This window comes from Helcobacillus sp. ACRRO (assembly GCF_022347125.1).
GTDB lineage: Bacteria > Actinomycetota > Actinomycetes > Actinomycetales > Dermabacteraceae > Helcobacillus > Helcobacillus massiliensis.
In genome coordinates this window covers 81694-104021 of record NZ_JAKRNG010000002.1, presented here as the reverse complement: position 1 = coordinate 104021, position 22328 = coordinate 81694, and the positions used below count along the sequence as shown (strand labels likewise).

Genomic DNA, 22328 nt, shown 5'->3' with positions numbered 1-22328 from the left:
GTCGCGTCAGGTCCGGTCCGGGGTGCGGACACGGACGCACTCATCGTAATGGGACGGGCCGGGTCCGCCCTGGGGCCGCCGCCGCGATCCACGGGTCGATGTGGGATATGGCGCGCTCGCCGGGGCGATTGAACACAGAACACCGCCCGCGGAATGCGGACGGTGTTCGTGCTGCAGTCAGGTGCCGGCGGACCGGCACCAGCGGAAGGGCTGGATCAGCGCTTCGAGAACTGCGGAGCCTTGCGGGCCTTCTTGAGACCGGCCTTCTTGCGCTCCGGGACGCGGGCGTCACGGGTCAGGAAGCCGGCCTTCTTGAGGGCCGGGCGGTTGGACTCGGAGTCGACCTCGTTGAGGGCGCGTGCCACGCCGAGGCGCACGGCACCGGCCTGGCCGGAGGGGCCACCGCCGATGACGCGGACGAAGACGTCGAAGCGGCCCTGCAGGTCGAGCAGGGTGAACGGGTCGTTCACTTCCTGCTGGTGCAGCTTGTTCGGGAAGAACTCCTCGAGGCTGCGACCGTTGACGACCCACTCGCCGGAGCCCGGCTTGACGTGGACGCGCGCGATGGCGCGCTTGCGGCGGCCGGTGCCGTAGCCCGGACCGACAGCGGACTTGCCCTCGCCGACGGCGGCGTTGGAGCTCGACTCGGTGGTGTAGTTCGAGGTCTCGCCCTCGAACTCCTCAACTGGGGTGGTTTCTTCTGCCACTGTAAACCTCAGATTTCTTTCAGCGCGCGGGCCAGGGCCGTTACTGCGCGACCTGGTCGGCGACGTTGAACTGAACCGGCTTCTGGGCCTCGTGCGGGTGCTCGGCACCTGCGTAGACCTTCAGCTTCTTGATCTGCTGAGCAGCGAGCTTGTTGCTCGGGAGCATGCCCTTGATCGCCTTCTGGATGGCGCGCTCGGGGTTCTTCTCCAGCAGCTCGCTGTACTTCACGGAGCGGAGGCCACCCGGGTAACCGGTGTGGCGGTACGCGAGCTTGTCCTCGCGCTTGTTGCCGGTCAGGGCAACCTTGTCCGCATTGATGATGATGACGAAGTCGCCTGCATCCACGTGGGGTGCGAAGACCGGCTTGTGCTTGCCGCGGAGCAGCTGGGCAGCCTGGGAAGCGAGCCGGCCGAGGACGACATCAGTTGCGTCGATGACGTACCAGGAACGCTCGACATCGCCGGGCTTCGGGGTGAACGTACGCACTCGTGCCTTCTTCTCTCGTTGGTTGTGCCGCGACGCGGAGCGCCGCTGACACGGTTCGAATGGACCGTGGACACGCTTCCTTTGGTTCAAAGCATGGCCATAGATTGCAGTGCTTGGCCCTCGCGAGCGGGGGCCGGAATGCGTGTGAGGAGCCTTTCGCGCCAAGCGTGAGATCATCGGCAGCGTTGGGCGCGCATTCATGGCACAACAGCAGTCCACTCTACCGGCGCGCTGTTCAGGCGGTCAATGAGGCCCGTTCACTTCCACGACAGGATATGGCTCACATCTCGTCGCTGAGGGCGGCGACTGCGCGGAACAGCTCGAGCTGCCGCGCCCGGAGCACGTCCCACCGGTGATCGCGGCCGGCGGGTGCCGGGATCACGTCGGCGCTCGCCCCGTCGGCCCGCTCCCCCGCAGCGGCGTCGCGGACCGGATCCTCGCGGCGGGCGTCTCCGGCGGCGAGCGCTGCGCCGAGGAGGGCGGCGTCGGCAGCGGTGGCGGGCAGGGCGTCCCGGCCGGTGATCGCGGCGATGAGGCGCATCCAGGGCCGGGAGGCCGCTCCCCCGCCGACGACGGGCAGCAGGGCCGCTTCGGGCGACTGCTCGTCTGCGGCGCCGCTCGGCGGGAGCGCGTTCGCGAGGGCGAGGCCGACGGATTCCAGCACCGCCTGGTACATAGTCACCTGGTCGGTGTCCGGGCGCATGCCGATGATGGCGGCGCCGATGCGGTCGGCGCGCACGGGGAACCGCTCACCGCGCAGGGACGGCAGGGCGAGCAGACCCGACGGCGTGCAGCCGGTGGCATCGAGCCGGGCCTCCAGGAGCGCGTCGGCCTCCTGCGGGGAGGCGCCGCCGAGGAGGGTACGGCGAGCCCAGGCGGCGGTGTCGCCTGCGGACAGGAGCGCGCCGATGCGGAGGACATGCTGATCCAGCGGCGGGTCGAGGAGCAGGGCGTGTTCGGCCTCCGGCCGTGCCGGTGCGGCGCCGAGCGGCTGGATGCTGGCGACCCAGCCGGACGTGCCGAGCGAGATGTACTCGGTGGGCCCGTCGGAGCCCCCGACGATGCCGAGCGTGGCGGCGGCTGCGTCACCGGGCGCGAGGTGGATCCGCAGACCGGCCGGGACGCCGAAGCGCGACTCCCCCTCGGTCGTGACGGTCCCGATGTCGCCGCCGCCCACGGCGGGCAGCACACCCATCGGCAGGTGCGCGGCGCGGGCGATGGCCTCGCTCCACGTGCGGGTGCGGGCATCGAGCAGACCGGTGGCGCTGGCGGTGGTGACATCGCAGTGGGCGTCGCCGCCGAGCATCCAGGCGAGCAGACCCGCCGGGGAGAAGAACACCCGCCGCACCGCGCCCGTGTCGGTGGCGGGCTCACGGGTGCTCTCCAGGCGCAGCCACTGCGCCGGGTTCGCGGTCGGGCCCTGCAGGTTCCCGGTGATCTCGTCCCAGTCGGGCACGGCGCGGCGGATCTCGTCGGCCTCCGCGGCGGCGCGGGTGTCGCTGTAGAGAACGGCGCGCCCCGTGCACGGGGCTCGATGACCGGCTCTGGCCGGATCCGCGCCGGCCGGGCCGGAGCCTGCAGCGGTCTCCTCCGCGAGCACCAGGGTCTGCATCTGCCCCGTCAGCGCGATCGCTTCGACATCGGACCACGCCGGGTGCGCCAGCAGGTCCGCCACCACCGCGGTGAGGGCGGCGCACCAGTCGTCCGGGTCCTGTTCGGCGGCGCCCGTCCCCGGCGCGTGGGTCGCGTAGGCGCGGCTCGCTGCTGCGAGGACTCGGCCACGATCCACGAGGGCGGCCTTCAGCGCCGTGGTGCCGACGTCGACGGCGAGGATCATGCCGGCCTCACCCACGTGTCGCCGCGCTTGCCGCGGGTCTGCTGGGCCCGCGCGGCGAGCTGGTCATCCTCCGGGTAGCCGACTGACTCCAGCGTCAGTCCGTGCGGCGCGAACATGGGGGCGCTGCCGGCGGCGTCGCGGCGGGGCGTCGCGACGAGGGCCGCCATCCAGGCGGCGTCGGCCCGCCCCTCCCCCACGGCGACGCTCGCACCCACGATGGAGCGGACCATGTGATGACAGAACGCGTCGGCCTCCACCACCGCGACCACCAGTCCCGCATCCGCGAGAGGGTGGCCGGCGCCGTCGGTCAGGGGGACGCGCTCCCACGAGATCGACAGGAGGGTGCGGATGGTGGTGGCGTCCTCGCGGGGGCGGCAGAAGGAGAGGAAGTCGTGTTCACCGATGAGGGCGCGCGCGGCAGCGTCCATCGCCTCCGCGTCCAGGGGGCGCTTGTGGTTCATGACGTCGCGCCGCAGCGGCGAGCGGGTCGCGATCGAATCGGCGATGCGGTACCGGTAGCGGCGGGACAGCGCGGAGAAGCGGGCGTCGAAGTCATCGGAGACGGCGCGGGCGTCCGTCACCACGATGTCGCGGGGCAGCACAGCGGCGAGGCGTTCGCACATGGCGCGGCCGGGGGTGCGGTCGCTGCGGCCCGGCATCCGCGCCCACGCCTCCTCGGGGACGTCGACGTGCAGCACCTGGCCGGTGGCGTGGACGCCGGCGTCGGTGCGGCCGGCGACATGCACCCGCACCTCGTGGCGGAGGATCCGGAACAGCCCCTTCTCCACCTCACCCTGGACGGTGCGCAGGGCCGGTTGGATGCCCCAGCCGCTGAAGTCCGTGCCGTCGTAGGCGAGGTCCAGGCGAATGCGCATCAGCGGGGCGGTCCTTCCGGGCGGAGCAGCGGGCGAGATGGGGCGCGACTGAGACTACCGGAGACCGGTCACAGGCCCCGCCTGCCCGGTGGCCCGACGGGTGCTCCAGCGCGATAGGCTGGCGCCTGTGAAGATTCTGGTTGTTGGTCACGGAGGCCGCGAACACGCGATCGTTCGCCGTCTCTCCCTCGATTCCCCTGCCCCTGAGATCCACGCCGCGCCGGGCAACCCCGGCATCGCCGAGCTCGCCACCGTCCATGACATCGCCGTCACGGACCATCAGGGCATCATCGCCCTTGCCCGCGACCTCGCGATCGACCTCGTGGTCATCGGCCCCGAAGCGCCCCTGGTCAACGGCCTCGCCGATGACCTCACCGCCGCCGGCATCACCGTGTTCGGCCCGTCGCAGGCCGCCGCGCAGCTGGAGGGCTCCAAGGACTTCGCGAAGTCCGTCATGCACCGCGCCGGCGTCCCGACCTCCCGCTCCGTCACCGTCACGAAGCTGCAGGATGTGGAGGCGGCGCTGGATGCGATGAACCCGTCGGGCCGCGTCCCCTACGTGGTGAAGGACGACGGCCTCGCCGCCGGCAAGGGCGTGGTGGTCTCCATCTTCAAGGAGGACGCCCTCGACCATGCCGAGGCGGCCCTGTCCGCACCGGGCGGCCGCGTGGTGATCGAGGAGTTCCTCGACGGCCCCGAACTGTCGGTGTTCTGCATCTCCGACGGCACCACCGTGCGCGCCCTCGCCCCCGCGCAGGACTTCAAGCGCGCCTTCAACTTCGACCAGGGGCCCAACACCGGCGGTATGGGCGCCTACTCCCCGCTGCCGTGGATCGAGACCGAGTCCGTGCTGGAGGAGGTCGTGCGCACCGTCGCGCAGCCCACGGTCGATGCCATGCGGGAGGACGGCACGCCGTTCGTCGGCATCCTGTACTGCGGGCTGTCCCGCACGAAGCAGGGCCTGCGCGTCATCGAGTTCAACGCGCGCTTCGGCGACCCGGAGACCCAGGTGGTGCTGGAGCGCCTCGCATCCCCGTTCGCGCCGCTGCTGCTGGCGGCCGCGAAGGGCGAACTGGACCAGGCGGAGCCGCTGCGCTGGCACGACCACGCCGCTGTCACCGTGGTCCTCGCCTCCGAGGGCTACCCGAAGTCCGCCCGCAAGGGCGATGTCATCGGCGGGATCGAGAAGGCGGAGGAGTTCGGCGCCCACATCATCCACGCCGGCACCGCCCTGAACCCCCGCGGCGAGCTCGTGTCCGACGGCGGCCGCGTCCTGTCCGTCGTGGCGGTCGGCGAGTCGCTCGAAGACGCCCGCTCCCGCGCGCAGATGGCGATCAGCCACATCACCCTGCCGGGGTCGCACTTCCGCACCGACATCGCCCAGCGCGCAGCCGCCGGTGAGGTGGAGGCATGAGCGAGGCGCTGCTGGACGCCCCGCGCCTCGACGGCTGGGACCACGCGGTCAGCGGCAAGGTCCGCGAACTGTACGTCCCCGCCGGCGAGTCGCTCAGCACCGCGCGGGAGGTGCTGGTGCTGGCAACGGACCGCATCAGCGCATTCGACTTCTCCCTGCAGCCCGGCATCCCCGACAAGGGCCGCATTCTCACCCGCATGTCCGTGCTGTGGTTCGACCTGCTGAAGGACGTGGTCCCGAACCATGTCATCAGCGCCGAGGACGTCCCGGAGCCGGTGCGCGGCCGGGCCCTGCGCTGCCAGGGGCTCGATATGCTCCCGCTGGAGTGCATCGTGCGCGGCTACCTGACCGGGTCGGGGCTCGCGGACTACCGCGGATCGGGATCCGTCGGCGGGCATGCGCTCCCGGCGGGGCTCGAGGACGGCTCCCGCCTGCCGGAGCCGATCTACACCCCGTCCACGAAGGCGGAGGTCGGCGGACACGACGAGAACATCACGGTCGCGCAAGCACGCGAGCTGGTGGGCGAGGACCTCGGGGCGCAGGCGGAGGAGGCGTCGCTGGAGGTGTACCGCCGGGCCGCTGACTTCGCCCGCGAGCGCGGCATCATCCTCGCGGATACGAAGCTGGAGTTCGGCACCTCGCGGGCCGACGGCTCGCTCGTCCTCGGCGATGAGGTCCTCACCCCGGACTCCTCCCGCTTCTGGGACGCCGACGGGTACCGGGTCGGCCAGGCGCAGCCGAGCTTCGACAAGCAGTTCGTGCGCGACTTCCTGACGAGCGCCGAGTCCGGCTGGGACCGCGCCTCGGGTGAGGAGCCGCCGGTGCTGCCGGAGAGGATCGTGGAGGCCACGCGCGCGAAGTACATCGACGCGCTGGAGCGGCTCACGGGCGAGCGGTTCTGACCGTCCCACACTGATGCGGCCCGGGCCGCTGGTTCATGGCACAATGTCCGCAGATCGTTACGAGGAGGACTCACCCCAATGATGATGGCGCTGATTGTCAACACGCTCGGCCTGTCCCTGATCGGCATCATTATGGCCGCTGCAGGCATCATGCTGCGCCGCTCTGCTGATTCCCACGCCGAGCACCGCCGCGAGCAGAACCTGGCTCTGTCGCCGATGCTGGTGGTGGGCGGTGTCATCACCCTGCTGATGGGGCTGACCTTCCTGTTCCTCGCCGTGTTCATCCACTGGCCGCACCAGTTCCCGTCGATGGCCGGTGCCGTGCTGGCCACCTTGTTCGCGCCGTACCTGGTGCCGCTGCTCTTCGCCTGGCTCGCCCGCGGCCGCGCCGAGAAGGCCGTGTACCCGTACTGAGCGCCGTCGCACACTGACGCTGAAGGCCCCGCTGGCATCCGCCGCGGGGCCTTCGCTCTGCCCGGTCCCCGGCGCCCCCCGCCCGGCGAGAGACCCTCAGCGCTCCGCGGTCGCGCGGTGGTGCACACTGGAGGCATGACCACTTCAGCCTCCTCCGCCCCGGCGCCGCTGCGCATCACAGACAACCGCGACGCCGATTCCCTCCTCACCGAGAACCCGCTCGCCCTGCTCATCGGCATGCTGCTCGACCAGCAGGTCCCGATGGAGACCGCGTTCGCCGGCCCGCTCAAACTGCAGCAGCGCGTCGGTGCCCTCGACGCCGCCACCATCGCCGACCAGGACCCCGAGCAGTTCCTCGCAGCGTTCCGCGAAACCCCCGCGGTGCACCGATTCCCGAAGTCGATGGCGGAGCGTGTGCAGAAGCTGTGCCGTCAGATCATCGAGGACTACGACGGTGACGCCGCCGCGATCTGGACCGACGGCGACCCGGACGGCCGCGAGGTCCTCAAACGGTTGAAGGCCCTGCCCGGCTTCGGTGACCAGAAGGCCCGCATCTTCCTCGCCCTGCTCGGCAAGCAGTACGGCTACACCGGTGAGGGGTGGCGGGAGGCAGCCGGTGACTACGGCGCCGACGGCACCACCCTCAGCGTCGCCGACATCACCTCGCCGGAGTCGCTCATCGCCGTGCGGGAGACGAAGCAGGCGATGAAGAGGGCAGCGAAGAAGCAGTGAAACCGCAGGCCCTCGTCACATCACGTGACGGGGGCCGCCCTGCATGCCGTTGGTCCCACCATCCTCTCGATCCGGCCCCATAGCCTGGTGGTGCACCAGAGAGCAGAGGAAGGGAACCGACTGCGATGACTGCCACTGACAACAAGGCCCCCACCACCGGCCCGTCCGGCTCGGAGGGCACCGCGAGGGCATGGGACGGCTTCACCACCGGTGACTGGACCGAGCAGATCGATGTGCGCGACTTCATCCAGCGCAACTACCGCACCTACGAGGGCGACGCCTCGTTCCTCTCCGGCCCGACCGACAAGACCCTGCGCGTGTGGGACACCCTGGAGAAGGAGTACCTCTCCGAGGAGCGCAAGCGCCGCGTCTACGACGTCGACACCCACACCCCCGCCGACATCGATGCCTTCCCCGCCGGCTACATCAGCGAGGACGACGACGTGGTGGTCGGCCTGCAGACCGATGTGCCCCTCAAGCGCGCCATGATGCCCAACGGCGGTTGGCGCATGGTGGAGACCGCCATCAAGGAGGCCGGCAAGGAGGTGGACGAGGACGTCAAGAAGGTCTTCACGAAGTACCGCAAGACCCACAACGACGGCGTCTTCGACATCTACACCCCGCGCATCCGCGCTGCCCGCTCCAGCCACATCATCACCGGCCTGCCCGACGCCTACGGCCGCGGCCGCATCATTGGCGACTACCGCCGGGTCGCCCTCTACGGCGTGGACCGCCTCATCGAGGACAAGATGCGCGCGAAGGACGCCATGGCGGACCTCGGCTTCTCCGAGCACTGGGCCCGCTACCGTGAGGAGCACTCCGAGCAGATCAAGGCGCTGAAGAAGCTGATCACCCTCGGCGACCTGTACGGCATCGATGTGCGCCGCCCTGCGGAGAACGCCCACGAGGCCGTGCAGTGGACGTACATGGCGTACCTCGGCGCGGTGAAGAGCCAGGACGGCGCCGCCATGTCCATCGGCCGCCTCTCCCCGTTCTTCGACATCTACTTCGAGCGCGACCTCGCCGCCGGCACCCTCACCGAGGAGCAGGCGCAGGAGATCATCGACCAGTTCGTGATCAAGCTGCGCATCGTGCGGTTCCTGCGCACCATCGACTACGACCAGATCTTCTCCGGAGACCCCTATTGGGCGACCTGGTCCGACGGCGGCTTCTCCTCGGACGGGCGCGCCCAGGTCACGAAGACCTCGTTCCGCCTGCTGCAGACGCTGAGGAACCTCGGCCCGGCCCCGGAGCCGAACATCACGATCTTCTGGGACCCGGAGCTGCCGGCCGGCTACAAGGAGTTCTGCTCGGCGATCTCGATCGAGACGTCCTCGATCCAGTACGAGTCGGATCAGCAGATCCGGGGCCGCTGGGGCGATGACGCCGCGATCGCGTGCTGCGTGTCCCCGATGAAGGTCGGCAAGCAGATGCAGTTCTTCGGCGCCCGCGTCAACGCCGGCAAGGCGCTGCTGTACGCCATCAACGGCGGCCGCGACGAGGTCACCGGCAAGCAGGTCACCGAACCGGGCCTGCACACCCCGATCGAGGGCGACGGACCGCTGGACTTCGACGAGGTGTGGCAGAAGTACGAGCTCATGCTCGACTGGGTGGTCGGCACCTACGTGGAGGCGCTGAACATCATCCACTACGCGCACGACAAGTATGCGTACGAAGCGATCGAGATGGCGCTGCACGATTCGGAGATCATCCGCACGATGGGCTGCGGCATCGCCGGCCTGTCGATCGTGGCGGACTCCCTGTCCGCGATCAAGTACGCGAAGGTCACCCCGATCCGTGACGAGACCGGTCTGATCGTCGACTACCGCACGGAGGGCGACTTCCCCGCGTACGGCAACGACGATGACCGCGCTGACGACATCGCGGCGACGATCGTGCACACCGTGATGCAGAAGATCAACGCGATTCCGATGTACCGCGACGCGATCCCGACCCAGTCGGTCCTGACGATCACGTCCAACGTGGTGTACGGCAAGGCGACGGGCAACTTCCCGTCGGGCCACCGCGCCGGCACCCCGTTCTCCCCGGGCGCGAACCCCGCGAACGGCATGGACACGCACGGCATGGTCGCCTCCATGCTGAGCGTGGGCAAGCTCGACTACAACGACGCGCTGGACGGCATTTCGCTGACCAACACGATCACCCCGCAGGGCCTCGGACGCACCGAGGAGGAGCGGATCACAAACCTGGTCGGCATCCTGGACGCCGGCTTCATCATGGAGGAGGACTGACATGACCACCACCGAGAACAACCGAGCAGCAGCATCCACGACAGGAGACACCGACATGGTCCCCACGTTCGAGGAGCGTCTGGCTTCGATGAAGGCCAACCGCGCGGAGAACAACATGGATTCCGGCCTGTACCACGCGAACATCAACGTCCTGAACAAGGACACCCTGGAGGACGCGATGGAGAACCCGGAGAACTACCCGAACCTCACGGTTCGCGTGTCCGGCTACGCCGTGAACTTCGTGAAGCTCACGCGCGAGCAGCAGCTGGACGTCCTCAACCGCACGTTCCACCAGAACGCCTGAGGCGGAACCGATGAACCAGCCCCACGCAGTGGATCTGCTCACCGGCGCCGAGCGTCGCCTCGGCGCCGGCATCGAAGGACTCGAGGAGACGGTCCTGGACCGCCCTGACCGCCTCGCCTCGATCCGTGCCGGTGAGCTCGCAAGCATCCACTCGTGGGAGCTGGTCACCGCGGTGGACGGCCCCGGCACCCGCTTGACCGTCTTCTTCTCCGGCTGCCCGCTGCGCTGCCTGTACTGCCACAACCCGGACACGATGGTGATGCGGGACGGACAGGACATCTCCCTGGACGAACTGGTGAAGCGGATCCGCCGGTACCGCTCGGTGTTCCGCGCCTCCGGCGGCGGCATCACCCTGTCCGGCGGAGAGGTGCTGATGCAGCCGGCGTTCGCCGCGAACCTGCTGCACGCTGCCCACGAGATGGGCGTGCACACCGCGATCGACACCTCCGGGTTCCTCGGCCGGCATGTCAGTGACCAGATGCTCGAGGACATCGACCTCGTCCTGCTGGATGTGAAGAGCGGCGACGAGGACACCTACAAGACGGTGACGGGCCGCGACCTGCAGCCCACCATCGAGTTCGGTGACCGCCTCGCAGAGGCCGGCACCGAGATCTGGGTGCGGTTCGTGCTCGTACCCGGCCTGACCGATGATCCCGCGAACATCGAGAAGGTCGCGGACATCGCGTCCCGCTGGTCCACGGTGTCCCGGGTGGAGGTGCTGCCGTTCCACCAGATGGGGCAGGACAAGTGGGAGAACCTGGGGCTCGCCTACCAGCTGAAGGACACTCCCCCACCCACCAACGAGCAGGTGGAGGCCGCCCGGGAGGTCTTCCGCGCCCGCGGCATCACCACCTACTGATATCAGCACCGCTGAACCGCAGCGGCCCACCGAGCAGATGCTCAGTGGGCCGCTGTTCTGTGAGCGGCAGCGCGGGGCGCCGCCTCAGGCGGCGGTGAACCCGTCGGCCGAGAACGCGGTGGTGCGGTCCTGGAACTGGATCGGGACGCGGAAGTCGTCCTCCTTGCCGTTGTACCGCTTGGCGGTGTCGTGCTCACTCGCGCCGAAGTCGTCCAGCAGCGGCGAGTAGGTGTCCACGCTCATCTCGCCGCGGTCGAGATCGAACTGGAGGAGGCGGAAGTAGCTCGCACCGAAGCGCAGCTGGCGGTTGATCAGGTAGCCGCCCACATCGGTGATGCCGAACTCATCAGAGCCGACCGTGTAGAACTGGTAGTCGGCGAGCAGCTCCACCACGTGGTTGCCCGGCTGGCCCACGTTCCGGTTCACCGCGATGTTCACGCCGTGCTCGTGGCCGGAGAGGACCAGTGCCACGTTGGGGTTCTTCTCCACGATGCGGCTGCGGATGACTTCACCGTCGTGCGAGTCGTGGTCGCCGCGCCCGTCGGCCTGCTTCGACGGCTTGTCGTTGGCGTGCGTGGTGATGATGGCGTTGCGGGTGGGGTACTGCTGGAGGACGCTGTGCGCCCAGTCTGCTTCTTCGTCGGTGACGTCGTAGCCGAGGTTGATGACGATGAAGTCGCGGCCGGAGGCGGTGAACAGGTTGTAGCTGTTCTGGTTGTCGCCCTCCTTCCACGGGTGGTATTCGGCGCTGCGTTCGCGCCAGCCGTCGGTCTGCTCGAGGGCCCTGTAGCGGTCCGGGCCGAAGTGCTCGTTGAACATGGAGTCCGGGCCGGTGTCCTTGCCGCCGCGGTTGTCGTGGTTGCCGGGGATGACGGAGTGGGGAACGCCGGAGTCGTCGGCGATGCGCTCGGCTTCGGAGGCGAAGCGGTACTCGCCTTCGGCGCGGCGGGTGCCGTACGGGCCGGACGGGTCGGTGGGGTGCCAGTTCTCGATGACGTCACCGGTGTGGGCGGCGAAGGCGATCTTGTGCTTGTCCTTGTTCTTCGCGAGCCAGCGGTAGGTGTCCTTGTAGCCGTTCTCCCAGACGCGGCGCTCCTTCGGGCTGGGGCGGCTGGTCGCGCCTTCGGTGATGTACTGCGTGTCGGTGAGGTGCATGATCGAGAAGTCGAAGCCCTCGGTGTTCTCGAACGCGTCGTCGACCGGTTCGTCGAGGTCGTCGGCGAACGGGTCGGTGCCGACGACCATCACGGTGGCGCGGCCGTTCGAGATGGTGCCCGCGGGGCCTGCGGCGGCCAGTTCGGTGTCGCCGTCGGCGCTGCCGCGAGCGGTGTCGAGGACCTCGTAGCGGCCGGTGTCGTGGTTGAGGGCGAGCAGGGTGACGCTGCGGGCGGGGTCAACGGTGCCGCTCCAGGTGAGGGCGTTCCCGTCGGCTGCGGCGAGGTCGGCGCGGATCACCGGCAGGTCGCCGGGCGCGGCGGCGGGGGTGTCGGCGCTGCGGTGATCGCCCGGGGTGAGGGGGTCCTTGACCGCGGTGCGGCCTGCGATCTGCACGTCGGCGGGCAGGCCGCTCTCCTCGTCGAACGCGTCGGCGGGGATGGTGCCGGTGACGGCGTTGGTGACGGGCTTGGTCTTCTTCGAGGCGGCGGCGCCGAACGTGGGCGCGGTCGGGGCGGCGCCGACGGAGCTGGCCGCAGAGGGCACGGCAGCGGTGCTGGCGGGGACGAGGCCGACGGCGGCGGCCACCGACAGGGTCAGTGCTGCCGCGCTGATGCGGGTGCGACGGGAAAGCATGGAGGGATGCCTTCTGTGCGGGGTCAGGAACGCCTGCGTGACGCTACAGAAGGGCGTTGACAAGAACCGAACCAGAAGGTTTCCCTCAGGTAACCTCCGGACTGGGGGTCGGGCTCAGTCGTCCGGGTCCCCCGTCCACGGGCGCCACTTGTGGCTGGTCTCGCTCGCCTTGCGGCCCAGCACGATCACTCCGTCCACCGGCCAGTCCCGCACTTCCGTGCCCTCGGGTGCGAGGTTCGTGGCCAGCCGCATGAAGATCTCACGCCCCGCCGGGGAGGCGATCGCGTCATGGACCGGTATCCCGATGACGGGCTTCACCTCGCGCAGGAAGTCGATGGTCTCCTGCATCTTCGACCACGGCGCGCAGACCGGGAAGCTGAGGGCGTCGATGCCGCGCCACTCATCGAGCGGCTCCAGGCTGTCCCCGGTGTGTCCCACGGTGGGGAACCCGTCGGCCTCGAACACGTACCCGACGTTGCCCACGCTGGGGATATCGGGGTGGATGGTGGCGTGCTCGCCGCCCACGGCGCGGATCGTGACCGTCACCTGGCCGCCGAAGCCGGTGCCGACCTGGAACTGCTTCCCGGGTTCCACGCGCCGCATCGAATCGCCGAGGCTTCCGGGGCCGGCCTGCTGGCGCATCTCATCATAGGCGCCGGCTTCGAGGAAGAGATCGGCCGACGGGTTCTGGTCGACCAGCACCTGCAGGTTGTCGAGGGTCACGTGGTCCGGGTGCTGGTGGGAGACCAGCACAGCGGTGATCCCCGTGGTCTGCAGGAGTGCTGGGTCGGCGAGATTGCCGGGGTCCACGATGATCCGGGTCCCGGGGTAGTCCAGCAGCAGCGCGGAGTGCTTGAAATGTGTGACACGCACGAGTCGAACAACTCCCTTCCTGGCAATAGACTAGGAGAGACCGCAGAGAATGATGCGCGGAAACGCCTGTGAGCCGCGCAGAGCAGGGAGAACTGAATGCCACGCGTGATTGTTGACGTGATGCTCAAGCCGGAGATCCTCGATCCCCAGGGGAAGGCTGTCGCCGGTGCGCTTCCCCGTCTGGGCTTCGACGGCATCTCCTCCGTCCGCCAGGGCAAGCGCTTCGAGCTCGAGGTCGACGGCGCTCTCGACGAGGCGAAGCTCGCCGAGATCCGCAGCGCAGCCGAGACGCTGCTGTCGAACCCGGTGATCGAGGACGTCGTGTCCGTGCGCCTGGCTGAGGAGACCGCCTGATGCCGAAGATCGGTGTTGTCACCTTCCCGGGCACGCTCGACGACCGCGACGCCCTGCGCGCCGTGAAGCTCGCAGGCGCTGAGCCGGTGGCCCTGTGGCACAACGAGGACGACCTCCACGGCGTGGACGCGATCATCCTCCCCGGCGGCTTCTCCTACGGCGACTACCTGCGCGCCGGCGCCATCTCCCGCTTCGCTCCCGTGATGGAGCGCGTGGTCGATGCCGCGAAGGGCGGGATGCCGGTCCTCGGCATCTGCAACGGCTTCCAGATCCTCACCGAGACGCACCTGCTGCCCGGTTCGATGATCAAGAACGCGCACCGTACCTTCATCTGCCGTGACCAGCCGCTGCGCGTGGAGACCTCCCGCACCGCCTGGACCACGGACTACACGGATGGTGAGGTCATCCGCATCCCGCTGAAGAACCAGGACGGCCAGTACGTGGCCGATCAGCGGACCCTGGACATGCTCGAAGCGGAGAACCGCGTGGTGTTCCGCTACGTGGAGGGCGCGACCCACGGCCCCGCCGGGTTCGAGGAGAATCCGAACGGCTCGGTGAACGCGATCGCGGGCATCACCAACGAATGGGGCAACGTGGTGGGCCTCATGCCGCACCCGGAACACGCGGTGGAGGCGGGCTTCGGCCCGGATATGCCCGGTGAGGGCACCCGCTCCGGCACCGACGGCGCCCGCTTCTTCAGCTCCGTGCTGTCCTCGCTCGTCGCCGCGAACTGACGACGGCCCGGCCCGGCCCCCGCCGGCCAGCCCGACCGGCAGAGCCCGGTTCCATGCGTTTCAGCGCTCATTCTCGTCGGAATGGGCGCTGAAACGCAGTCAACGGGATTCCGCTCCGCCCCTACCACCCAGCGACAGTGGAGACCGCCTGATTACGATTCGGTATCGTCCAACACTTCGACGATCCGTCTGAAAGGACGTGACCATGAGCAAGCTCCTTCGCGCCATCGGCAGGGCCGGCCTCGCCTCCATGTTCATCAACAACGGCTACAACACGTTCAAGAACGCCGACGCCATGGCCCCCATGGTCGAGGACAAGCTCAAGGCGTGGATGCCGGAGCAGACCCAGCAGTACGGCGCCGCCACCATGGTCCGCGCCAGCTCCGGCACCATGGTTGCGGGCGGCACCGCCCTCGCTCTCGGCATCGTCCCGCGCCTCGCGTCGCTCGCTGTTCTCGGCGCCCTCGTCCCGACCACTCTCGCGGGCCACGCCTTCTGGGAGTCCACGGACAAGGACGAGAAGACTCAGCAGCGACTGCAGTTCCAGAAGAACCTCGCGATGGCCGGCGGCCTGCTGTTCGTTGCCGCCACCGGCAAGAAGCACCGCTGATACACCAGGCACCGCCGACACTCGAGGCCCGTCTGGCCTCAGCGCTCGCGCAACCGCGCGGCGCACGTGACGAAGCGCCGGCCCGCTCCCCACTCAACGGGGGACGGGCCGGCGCTTCTGTGTTGGCGGCTCGACGGGGTCAGGCCGAGCCGACGGCCTCAGGCGCTGGCAGTGCCCTTGCCCTCACCGGCGGGCGCGACCTCCGCAGCGATCCGCGGGGTGTTGACGAGCGTATCCAGAACCGGGCAGGTCGCTTCGATGAACTCCACGAACTGCTCGATCTCCTCCTGGGTATTTTCCGCGTCGATCCGGAAGCGGCTGGTGATGGCGGAGAAGCCGAGCTTGGCGTCGGGGTTCTTGCCGAGGAAGCCGTCGGGGTCGAGGGTGCCGGTGACGTCGATGGCGACGTCGCGCAGGTTGATGCCCCTAGCCTCGGCATAGGCGCGGGCCACGATCACCTGGCAGGAGCCGAGCGCCGCGAGCAGCAGCTCCACCGGGTTGGCGCCGAGATCGGTGCCGCCGAGTGCAGCAGGTTCATCGACGGTGATGGTGTGCTGCCGTGATGAGGCGCGCACCTGCAGTCCCTCGATGGACTGGGCGGTGGCGGTGAACTGGGTGTCGGCCATGGTCATCTCCTAGCTCTGGGTCAGGCTCCGCAGAAGAGGCGTCGCCGCCCGAGGATCATCCCTCCGGGGCACTTCCACTCTGACACGCCGAACACCATCGACCTGAGGTCTGTGGTCCAGTGCGGCCGAGTGTTAACCCGCATGTCAGGTGCCGTCAGTCCGCACCGCAGACTTCACCGACGCGGAGAAGAAGCGGCTCGGGCTCGAGGGACCGCGAGCGCGGTCACTTCACGGCGCGCAGCACCGTGAACATGCGGTCGCGATGCAGTTCGTTCACCGACGCGAACCGCGCCTCCAGCGCCGGCCGATACCGCAGGTGGGAGTTGTGCACGAACAGCAGTTCACCACTGTCCACCAGCACACGCTGCGCAGCATCCAGCAGGCCCTGCACGAGCGTCATATCGATGCGGGCGCCCTCATGGAACGGCGGGTTGAGCAGCACCAGGTCCATCGAGGCGTCCTCGACCTGCGAGGCGGCATCATCCCAAGTGACGCGGGCGCGGTCACGGTAGCGGGCGAGCGTGGACTCAGCGGAGCGGACCGCGTCGATCTGGTGATCAGTAGCGGTGACGTCAAGAGCAGCCGCTCCCCCATCGCTCACCTCGTCGCCCCTCTGCGCTGCGCCAGGGCCGTGCTTCGTCGCAGCGGCGTGCAACAGGCGCAGTGACACCAGGCCGTTGCCGCAGCCGAGGTCCAGCACCCGCGCGGGGGCGGCCCCGTCGGCCCCTCCCCCGTTCTCCGCGCCGGCCGCACGCTCGCTCCGGGCCGTGAGCCAGCGGATCGCCTGGTCAGCGAGAGCGGAGCCGCCGCGGTCGGGCTTCGCACCGGAGAACACACCGCCGAAACCGGTCAGCATGCCGACGCCGAGCACCTCCTGCCGCTGCGCCTCATGCGCCGCCGCACCGGCGATGGGGCCGGTCGCGATGAGGCAGCGGTGCTTGCCCTTGCCGAAGCCTCCGCGGACGTTCTCGAACGCGCCGGCGAGGACGTCGTTCATGGAGCGGGCCATGTGCTTCTGGTTGCCGCCGAGAACAAGCCGGGCCCCGTCGGCCGCGATCGCTGCGGTGCCGCGGGCGAGCAGGTCGAGCTCGGCGAGCGATTTCGGGAGCCGCCCGAGGGCGGTGGTGATGCGGGGGCCGACGGATGCCGGCACCAGCTCGGCCCCACCCGGGAGGTCGGTGTCGAGGCCGACCACGACCACGCGCCCCGCGACCTCCGCCCCCGCCTGGTCGGCCGCGGCGCGCACACGCTGCGCCGCGTCGACGGCGCCGCAGCGGACGATCACCCGCGCCGCGGCCGCGTGCTGGAGAGTGCCGAGGGTGAGAGCGCCGGTGTCGTCACCGAGCACGAGCACATCCCCCGCTGAGGCATCGCCGCTGCTTGCCGGGGCGGCATCGCCATCCGCGGAGTCAGCGGCGTCGCCGAAGGCGTCGTGCAGGATGAGGCGCTCGAGCGCGTCAGGAGCGGTGGCGGCCAAGGCCGGGGCGTCAGCGGAGTCGGCGATGAACGAGTGCGCGGCGGAGCGGGAAGCGTCGGTCATGCCCCGAGACTACGTGCCTCGGCCCTCGCGACGCTCCTGGGGGCGGCGCCCGCGTGACCGCAGACGCCCACCGGGCAGGCGCGGTGCCGGCAGCGGCCGCGGCGTGTTCGGAGGGAACGTCCCGAACAGCAGGTCCCCCTCAGTCGCCGGCCGCGCTGCGTCCGAGTCGGGGTCGAGTGCCTCGCCGTCGGCGCCTTCGAAGCCCATCTCCTGCTGGTAGCGGGCACGGAACTCGGCGATCTCCTCGTGGGAGCGGCCCACGAAGTTCCACCACATCACGATGTCCTCACCGAGCGGTTCCCCGCCGATCAGCAGCACGCGCGCCCCGGCCTCCCCTGCCGTGAGCCGCACCGACTCGGAGCGTTCGGGGACCAGGACGAGGTCGTACCCGTCGGCCTCCACCACGGGACGCTCCCCCGCCCCGACCGTGACGGGCCCTCGGTCCACCACGACCGCGTACTCGTGCCCCGCATCCAGGTGAGCGGTGACCTCGATGTCGGGGTCGAGCGTGATCTCGAGGAAGTCGAGCGGGACGCCCATCTGCAGGTCGCCGCGGGCCGTGACAACCTGGTCACCCGGGCCGGTCACCGAATGCTCGCCGAACCCGGCGCGCAGCGCGAAGGCGTCGGCTTCGATCCGTTCGGTGGAGGCGAGCGCGAACGCCGGGTCGCCGAAGCGCTGGGCATCGGGCTGCGCGAACCACAGCTGCACTCCGTGCAGGGTGGTGGTGTCGTTCGTGGTGAATTCGGAGTGCGTGATGCCGCGACCGGCGGTCATGACATCGACCGCGCCTGGGGTGACCAGAACATGCGAGCCGATCGAGTCGCGGTGCGTGATCGCCCCTTCGAACAGCCAGGAGACCGTCGCCAATCCCGTGTGGGGATGGCGCGCCACCTGCATGCCGCCCGTTGCAAAGACGTCATCCGGGCCGAACTGGTCCAGGAAGCACCACGGCCCCACCAGCGAACAGTCGCGGTGGGGCAGGGTGCGCATGACGGTCATGCCGCGGGGCCCTCCGAGGGGGACCTCGCGGCCGCGCAGCACGTGCAGGCGGGAGGTGAGGTCGTCCATGCCGACAGTGTGACCCACCCGACTGGATTCATCCCTTCTGGACGGTGATCGACCAGGTGGCGGCATCCAGCTGACGGAACTCGGTGACGTCGTGGCCGGCGGATGCGGCCCAGGCGGGGATGGAGTCGGTGGCCTGGGTGCAGTCGAAGTCGATCTGCAGACGGTCACCGCGGTCGATCTGTTCGATGGCGCGCTTCGCCTCCACCAGCGGGAACGGGCACACCTGGCCGATGGTGTCGAGGCGGTAGGTGGCGCCCGAGTCGGTCTGCGGCGCCTGCGCTTCGGCGTCCGCGTGGGCGGCCGACGGGTTCTGCGGAACCTGCCGCTCCACGGTGGGGCGGCGCTTGGGAAGCGTAATGAAACCCATGGTCTCGGTCCTTTCTGTCGTTGGGTCAGCTGATGCGTTCGAGCGTCACAGCGGGCTTGTCCGATGCGGCACCGTCGGCCTGCAGGCGGACGGGCTCGGCCCCGACGCGGCGGTGCGTGACGATGAACAGGCGGGAGGCTGCGCCGACGCCGAGGAAGGTGAACATGAATGCGATCCAGCCCTGCCAGGAGAACAGCGCGGTCTCCACCAGGGAGTTGCCGATGGTGCAGCCACCGGCGATGGCCGCGCCTGCACCCATCAGCACACCGCCGATGACCGCGCGCACAGCGGTGCGCGCGTCCGGGGCGCGCAGGCGGAACTCACCGGACGCCTTCGCGGCGATGTAGGACCCGGGGATGAGCCCGAGGACGAACAGCACGCCCCAGTCGAGCGTCGAGACGTCACCGGCGGTGAGCATCTGGACGATCTTCGCCGACGGGGTCGTGATCCCCAGGCCGCCGGGACGGCCAGCCGCCTCCGACAGCGGGAACGCGGCGGCGGCGATGAGGCCCACCACAACAGCGGTCGCCAGCGGCGCCCACGGCTTCTCCAGAAGCAGGTGCGCAAGCCCGGTCCTCTTCGCGGGCAGCCCCACGAAGCTCGGGGCCGGGCGGGACAGCTGACGCGCCACGAGCGCGATCGTGACGATGCTGAGCAGGCCCAGCGGCACCCACACCGGCACACCGAGGGTGCCGTGGATGGTGGTGGCCTGGGTGGAGGTGTCGCGCAGGGAGTCGGTGATCTGCTGACCCGCGCCGAACTTCATCACGGACGCGGTGAAGGCGTAGAGGCCGAGCGCGATCCAGGAGCCGATGAGGCCCTCACCGGAGCGGTAGTAGGTGCCGGTGGCGCACCCGCCGGCGAGGACGATGCCGATGCCGAAGAGGAAGGATCCGGCGGCGACGCCCAGCAGCGCGAGCTTCGGGATCTCCGGGTGGATGATGTCCGCGCCGATGAGGACGTTGACGATGACCGCCTGGATGGTGACGGCGACGAGGAAGGCGGTGAGCCAGCGCAGCGAGCGGCTGAGCCACACGTCGCGGAATGCGCCGGTGACGCAGAACCGGCCGCGTTGGAAGACGAAGCCGAGGACGACGCCGACGGCGAGTCCGGTGAGAAGCATGAGGAGGGCTCCTTGGGGTCGGTGATGAGGATGCCCGCGGCGGGTCGCCGCCGCGGGCCGGACGCCGACACACTACACAGATTGCTTATGACCCCCATAAGCAGATGTCGGCAGATGGCTCCCGATGACGACTCAGCAAGCGCGACGTCACATCCCGGGACCCCGCGGACGGGCTCTCCCCTGCCCGGCTCCTCCCGGCGCACAGAACAGGGCGGGGCCGGCGGCCTTCGCCGCCGACCCCGCCCTCGGGGGAGCTCACGCGATCAGCCCCGGCGCTTCAGACGCCGCGGACTGGTCGCTTCACCGGATCACTTCACCTCGAACTTCGGCGCGCCGATGCCCGGATCGATCGTCGGGACGTCGCCCGCGGTCGGGCGGATGTCGATGTCGAAGATGTCCAGCGGCAGGTACACGGTCGCGCAGGCGTTCGGAATGTCCACCACGCCGGAGAAGCGGCCCTCGATCGGTGCCGCGCCCAGCAGCAGGTACGCCTGCTCCTTCGACCAGCCGAACGTGGACAGGTACTCGATCGCATGCAGGCACGCCCGCTGGTATGCCAGGTGCGAGTCGAGGTAGCGCTGCTCGCCGTCAAGGGTGACGGACGTGCCGGAGAAGCTCAGCCACTGGCTGTGCTGAGGCGGAGTGTTGCCCGGCATGAAGATCGCGTTCTCCTTCACGCCGTACTTCTCCATACCGCCCGGGATCACATCCACGTGCAGGTCGATGAAGCCGCCCATCTCGATGCCGCCGCAGAAGGTGATCTCACCGTCGCCCTGCGAGAAGTGCAGGTCGCCCACGGAGAAGTTCGCGCCGTCCACGAACACGGGGTAGAACACGCGAGTGCCCTTGGTCAGGTTCTTGATGTCCTGGTTGCCGCCGTTCTCACGCGGCGGTGCGGTGCGCGCACCCTCGGAGGCGACACGGTCGAACTCCTCGCCCTCGAGGCTGCCGAGGACGGCACCGTTCGGCTCCGGCGGGAGCGCCAGGGCAGGAACGCGGTTCGGGTCGGTCGCGATGAGGTCGCCCTCGCGCTTGTTCCACTTCTTCAGCAGCTCGGCCGAGGGCGCGGTGCCCATCAGACCCGGGTGCACAATGCCGGTGAACTTCACGCCCGGCACGTGGCGGGAGGTGCAGGTGCCGCCCTGGAAGTCCCACACGGCCTTGTACGCGTCGGGGAACTGGTCGGTGAGGAAGGAGCCGCCGTTCTTCTTCGCGAAGATGCCGGTGTAGCCCCAGCCCTGGCCGGCGAGCGGACCCTCCTCCTGCGGGATCGGGCCCACGTCGACGATATCGACGATGAGGAGGTCACCCGGCTTCGCACCCTCGATCCGGAATGGGCCGGACAGGGTGTGCACAGTGTGCAGCGGCGCGGTGGCGATGTCCTCAGCGGAGTCGTCGTTCTTGATGTGGCCGTCGAACCACTCGCGGCAGTCCACGCGGAAGGTGTCGCCGGGCTTGACGGTGACCTGCGCGGGGATGTCGGGGTGCCAGCGGTTGTGGCCGATCTTCTCCTGCTCGGTGAACTTCTTGGACGAATCGAGGGGGAACAGATTCTTCGGCATGGTCGCCTTCCTTTGGGGAGGGGTTGGAATCCGGAGGGTGGGTCTCAGTGCTGGGGCACGGCCCAGGTCACGGCCGCGGCAGCTTCTGGTGCTGCGGGTTCCGGGTGACCGGGGTGGAGCGCTGAGACAGTCCGCTGGGGACGCTCGAGACCACCTGCGGCTGATGCGCGGTGGCCTGCGTGGAGTCCATCAGCTTCATGCGGGTGGGGTCCGCGGTGGAGACCGCGGGGGCGCTGATGCGCCGAGTCGCCTCCCCATCGCAGGCCGGACACGCAATCGATCGAGTCTCCGAGCTGATCGGCAGCAGCTTCTCGGTGAGGTGGCCGCCGTCGCAGCTGAACTCGTACAGGGGCATCGATACTCCTTTGTGACGCGCCTTACTGGTGTCGCCACTATCTCGAAGATGTCTGGGCCCTTCCTGCCGGTTTGCAGCACTCGGCCGTCGCCCCGCCCGGGGCGTGTCCGGGGGAGCAGATTCAGCGCTGGAAATGGGGCTCGGGGCCGGCTGCCTGGCCTGGTCGCGGGGGCGGGCAGACAGAATTCGACGGATGTTCGCTATTCGCGGCGAATACGGAACATCCGTCGAATTCTGTGGCGGTGGGCCGGGCTGGGCGGATCACGGACAGTGTCGCTGAGGATTGCGCGCGACAACGAGTCCCCAGCACAGGCAGATGGAGTGAACCTCAGTCAGCCATGGCGCAGTGGCTGCCGCCCGGGCCGGGCACTGCAGGCGGACTCGCTGTTCTTGCTCTCGGCACCGTTTTCGCTACGTCATTTCGTGACCCGATCGCATTCATGCCCTTCGCAGCGCTGAGCGGCGTCGTGGCAGCGCGTCGGCCCGCCTCGCCGCCGGCGGCAGCCGCTCCCATCCCCGCCTGAGGCACTTCGAGAGGA

At 69.4% G+C, this 22328-nt stretch carries 23 protein-coding genes; 10 read left to right on the top strand and 13 right to left on the bottom strand.

The window, feature by feature from the left end; translation table 11 throughout:
• Window positions 1–215 precede the first annotated feature (215 nt).
• From rpsI to truA, 4 genes are all read right to left on the bottom strand, one after another.
• Window positions 216–707: a 30S ribosomal protein S9 gene (gene rpsI, locus MHY20_RS01270; protein WP_183375520.1), complete on the bottom strand. Its 492-nt coding sequence runs from the start codon at window positions 705–707 to the stop codon at window positions 216–218.
• A 40-nt stretch (window positions 708–747) separates the two neighbouring features.
• Complete coding sequence (gene rplM, locus MHY20_RS01265; protein ID WP_239373996.1) at window positions 748–1194, bottom strand: 50S ribosomal protein L13; 447 nt, start codon at window positions 1192–1194, stop codon at window positions 748–750.
• 280 nt (window positions 1195–1474) lie between these two features.
• Window positions 1475–3031 carry an FGGY family carbohydrate kinase gene (locus MHY20_RS01260; RefSeq protein ID WP_239373994.1) on the bottom strand — a complete coding sequence of 519 codons (1557 nt, stop codon included), beginning with the start codon at window positions 3029–3031 and terminating at the stop codon, window positions 1475–1477.
• A complete protein-coding gene (gene truA, locus MHY20_RS01255) occupies window positions 3028–3906 on the bottom strand; it encodes a tRNA pseudouridine(38-40) synthase TruA (RefSeq protein ID WP_239373992.1) in 879 nt (292 codons plus the stop codon). The genes MHY20_RS01260 and truA overlap by 4 nt, the downstream gene beginning before the upstream one ends.
• A gap of 127 nt (window positions 3907–4033) precedes the next feature.
• Between truA and purD the strand changes: the two genes are divergently transcribed.
• The 7 genes from purD to pflA all read left to right on the top strand — a co-directional run bounded on the left by purD (window position 4034) and on the right by pflA (window position 10783).
• The gene (purD, locus tag MHY20_RS01250; RefSeq protein WP_239373989.1) at window positions 4034–5320 is read left to right on the top strand and encodes a phosphoribosylamine--glycine ligase; all 1287 of its coding nucleotides are present in this window, start codon (window positions 4034–4036) and stop codon (window positions 5318–5320) included.
• A complete protein-coding gene (locus MHY20_RS01245; protein ID WP_239373987.1) occupies window positions 5317–6222 on the top strand; it encodes a phosphoribosylaminoimidazolesuccinocarboxamide synthase in 906 nt (301 codons plus the stop codon). Before purD ends, MHY20_RS01245 begins: the two co-directional genes overlap by 4 nt.
• Window positions 6223–6303: 81 nt before the next feature.
• Window positions 6304–6636, top strand: a complete 333-nt coding sequence (locus tag MHY20_RS01240; RefSeq protein ID WP_183375532.1) for a hypothetical protein — start codon at window positions 6304–6306, stop codon at window positions 6634–6636.
• Window positions 6637–6771: 135 nt separating this feature from the next.
• Entirely contained in the window at window positions 6772–7368 is a 597-nt protein-coding gene (locus tag MHY20_RS01235; RefSeq protein WP_239373985.1) for an HhH-GPD-type base excision DNA repair protein, read from the top strand.
• A gap of 125 nt (window positions 7369–7493) precedes the next feature.
• On the top strand, window positions 7494–9620 hold the full coding sequence (locus tag MHY20_RS01230) for a pyruvate formate lyase family protein (RefSeq protein WP_275436354.1): 2127 nt from the start codon (window positions 7494–7496) through the stop codon (window positions 9618–9620).
• Window positions 9621–9675: 55 nt separating this feature from the next.
• Entirely contained in the window at window positions 9676–9924 is a 249-nt protein-coding gene (gene grcA2, locus MHY20_RS11540; RefSeq protein ID WP_183375924.1) for an autonomous glycyl radical cofactor GrcA2, read from the top strand.
• A gap of 10 nt (window positions 9925–9934) precedes the next feature.
• Window positions 9935–10783: a pyruvate formate-lyase-activating protein gene (gene pflA / locus MHY20_RS01225; protein WP_239373982.1), complete on the top strand. Its 849-nt coding sequence runs from the start codon at window positions 9935–9937 to the stop codon at window positions 10781–10783.
• A gap of 84 nt (window positions 10784–10867) precedes the next feature.
• On the opposite strand, the gene MHY20_RS01220 is transcribed toward pflA, so the two are convergent.
• Window positions 10868–12574, bottom strand: coding sequence for a metallophosphoesterase (locus MHY20_RS01220; RefSeq protein ID WP_239373979.1), 1707 nt, complete (start codon window positions 12572–12574; stop codon window positions 10868–10870).
• 114 nt (window positions 12575–12688) lie between these two features.
• On the bottom strand, window positions 12689–13447 hold the full coding sequence (locus tag MHY20_RS01215; protein WP_239373977.1) for an MBL fold metallo-hydrolase: 759 nt from the start codon (window positions 13445–13447) through the stop codon (window positions 12689–12691).
• Between the two features lie 96 nt (window positions 13448–13543).
• Here MHY20_RS01215 and purS point away from each other — a divergent pair, with 96 nt between their 5' ends.
• The 3 genes from purS to MHY20_RS01200 all read left to right on the top strand — a co-directional run bounded on the left by purS (window position 13544) and on the right by MHY20_RS01200 (window position 15145).
• A complete protein-coding gene (purS, locus tag MHY20_RS01210; protein ID WP_239373974.1) occupies window positions 13544–13801 on the top strand; it encodes a phosphoribosylformylglycinamidine synthase subunit PurS in 258 nt (85 codons plus the stop codon).
• Window positions 13801–14535 (top strand): phosphoribosylformylglycinamidine synthase subunit PurQ, encoded by a 735-nt coding sequence (gene purQ, locus MHY20_RS01205; RefSeq protein WP_239373971.1) that lies wholly within the window; start codon window positions 13801–13803, stop codon window positions 14533–14535. Before purS ends, purQ begins: the two co-directional genes overlap by 1 nt.
• 205 nt (window positions 14536–14740) lie before the next feature.
• Window positions 14741–15145 (top strand): DoxX family protein, encoded by a 405-nt coding sequence (locus tag MHY20_RS01200; protein ID WP_183375548.1) that lies wholly within the window; start codon window positions 14741–14743, stop codon window positions 15143–15145.
• A gap of 158 nt (window positions 15146–15303) precedes the next feature.
• On the opposite strand, the gene MHY20_RS01195 is transcribed toward MHY20_RS01200, so the two are convergent.
• From MHY20_RS01195 to MHY20_RS01165, 7 genes are all read right to left on the bottom strand, one after another.
• Entirely contained in the window at window positions 15304–15771 is a 468-nt protein-coding gene (locus MHY20_RS01195; protein ID WP_239373968.1) for an OsmC family protein, read from the bottom strand.
• 223 nt (window positions 15772–15994) lie between these two features.
• Complete coding sequence (locus MHY20_RS01190) at window positions 15995–17311, bottom strand: methyltransferase (protein ID WP_239373965.1); 1317 nt, start codon at window positions 17309–17311, stop codon at window positions 15995–15997.
• A 9-nt stretch (window positions 17312–17320) separates the two neighbouring features.
• Entirely contained in the window at window positions 17321–18382 is a 1062-nt protein-coding gene (locus tag MHY20_RS01185; RefSeq protein ID WP_239373963.1) for a pirin family protein, read from the bottom strand.
• A 28-nt stretch (window positions 18383–18410) separates the two neighbouring features.
• Window positions 18411–18749, bottom strand: a complete 339-nt coding sequence (locus MHY20_RS01180) for a sulfurtransferase TusA family protein (RefSeq protein ID WP_183375554.1) — start codon at window positions 18747–18749, stop codon at window positions 18411–18413.
• A 25-nt stretch (window positions 18750–18774) separates the two neighbouring features.
• The gene (locus tag MHY20_RS01175; protein WP_183375556.1) at window positions 18775–19872 is read right to left on the bottom strand and encodes a YeeE/YedE family protein; all 1098 of its coding nucleotides are present in this window, start codon (window positions 19870–19872) and stop codon (window positions 18775–18777) included.
• 308 nt (window positions 19873–20180) lie between these two features.
• Complete coding sequence (gene fmdA, locus MHY20_RS01170; RefSeq protein ID WP_239373960.1) at window positions 20181–21434, bottom strand: formamidase; 1254 nt, start codon at window positions 21432–21434, stop codon at window positions 20181–20183.
• 67 nt (window positions 21435–21501) lie between these two features.
• On the bottom strand, window positions 21502–21789 hold the full coding sequence (locus tag MHY20_RS01165; protein WP_239373957.1) for a zinc ribbon domain-containing protein: 288 nt from the start codon (window positions 21787–21789) through the stop codon (window positions 21502–21504).
• Window positions 21790–22328: the final 539 nt, after the last annotated feature.

What these genes read in the sequence shown, in the direction of transcription:
- MHY20_RS01200 (WP_183375548.1), top strand. Translation starts at nt 14,741, where the DNA reads ATGAGCAAGCTCCTTCGCGCCATCGGCAGGGCCGGCCTCGCCTCCATG.
- purQ (WP_239373971.1), top strand. Translation starts at nt 13,801, where the DNA reads ATGCCGAAGATCGGTGTTGTCACCTTCCCGGGCACGCTCGACGACCGC.
- MHY20_RS01240 (WP_183375532.1), top strand. Translation starts at nt 6,304, where the DNA reads ATGATGGCGCTGATTGTCAACACGCTCGGCCTGTCCCTGATCGGCATC.
- fmdA (WP_239373960.1), bottom strand. Translation starts at nt 21,434, where the DNA reads ATGCCGAAGAATCTGTTCCCCCTCGATTCGTCCAAGAAGTTCACCGAG.
- MHY20_RS01190 (WP_239373965.1), bottom strand. Translation starts at nt 17,311, where the DNA reads ATGACCGACGCTTCCCGCTCCGCCGCGCACTCGTTCATCGCCGACTCC.
- MHY20_RS01220 (WP_239373979.1), bottom strand. Translation starts at nt 12,574, where the DNA reads ATGCTTTCCCGTCGCACCCGCATCAGCGCGGCAGCACTGACCCTGTCG.
- MHY20_RS01260 (WP_239373994.1), bottom strand. Translation starts at nt 3,031, where the DNA reads ATGATCCTCGCCGTCGACGTCGGCACCACGGCGCTGAAGGCCGCCCTC.
- MHY20_RS01180 (WP_183375554.1), bottom strand. Translation starts at nt 18,749, where the DNA reads ATGGGTTTCATTACGCTTCCCAAGCGCCGCCCCACCGTGGAGCGGCAG.
- MHY20_RS01195 (WP_239373968.1), bottom strand. Translation starts at nt 15,771, where the DNA reads ATGGCCGACACCCAGTTCACCGCCACCGCCCAGTCCATCGAGGGACTG.
- grcA2 (WP_183375924.1), top strand. Translation starts at nt 9,676, where the DNA reads ATGGTCCCCACGTTCGAGGAGCGTCTGGCTTCGATGAAGGCCAACCGC.
- truA (WP_239373992.1), bottom strand. Translation starts at nt 3,906, where the DNA reads ATGCGCATTCGCCTGGACCTCGCCTACGACGGCACGGACTTCAGCGGC.
- MHY20_RS01245 (WP_239373987.1), top strand. Translation starts at nt 5,317, where the DNA reads ATGAGCGAGGCGCTGCTGGACGCCCCGCGCCTCGACGGCTGGGACCAC.
- MHY20_RS01235 (WP_239373985.1), top strand. Translation starts at nt 6,772, where the DNA reads ATGACCACTTCAGCCTCCTCCGCCCCGGCGCCGCTGCGCATCACAGAC.
- MHY20_RS01230 (WP_275436354.1), top strand. Translation starts at nt 7,494, where the DNA reads ATGACTGCCACTGACAACAAGGCCCCCACCACCGGCCCGTCCGGCTCG.
- pflA (WP_239373982.1), top strand. Translation starts at nt 9,935, where the DNA reads ATGAACCAGCCCCACGCAGTGGATCTGCTCACCGGCGCCGAGCGTCGC.
- MHY20_RS01165 (WP_239373957.1), bottom strand. Translation starts at nt 21,789, where the DNA reads ATGCCCCTGTACGAGTTCAGCTGCGACGGCGGCCACCTCACCGAGAAG.
- MHY20_RS01185 (WP_239373963.1), bottom strand. Translation starts at nt 18,382, where the DNA reads ATGGACGACCTCACCTCCCGCCTGCACGTGCTGCGCGGCCGCGAGGTC.
- purS (WP_239373974.1), top strand. Translation starts at nt 13,544, where the DNA reads ATGCCACGCGTGATTGTTGACGTGATGCTCAAGCCGGAGATCCTCGAT.
- MHY20_RS01175 (WP_183375556.1), bottom strand. Translation starts at nt 19,872, where the DNA reads ATGCTTCTCACCGGACTCGCCGTCGGCGTCGTCCTCGGCTTCGTCTTC.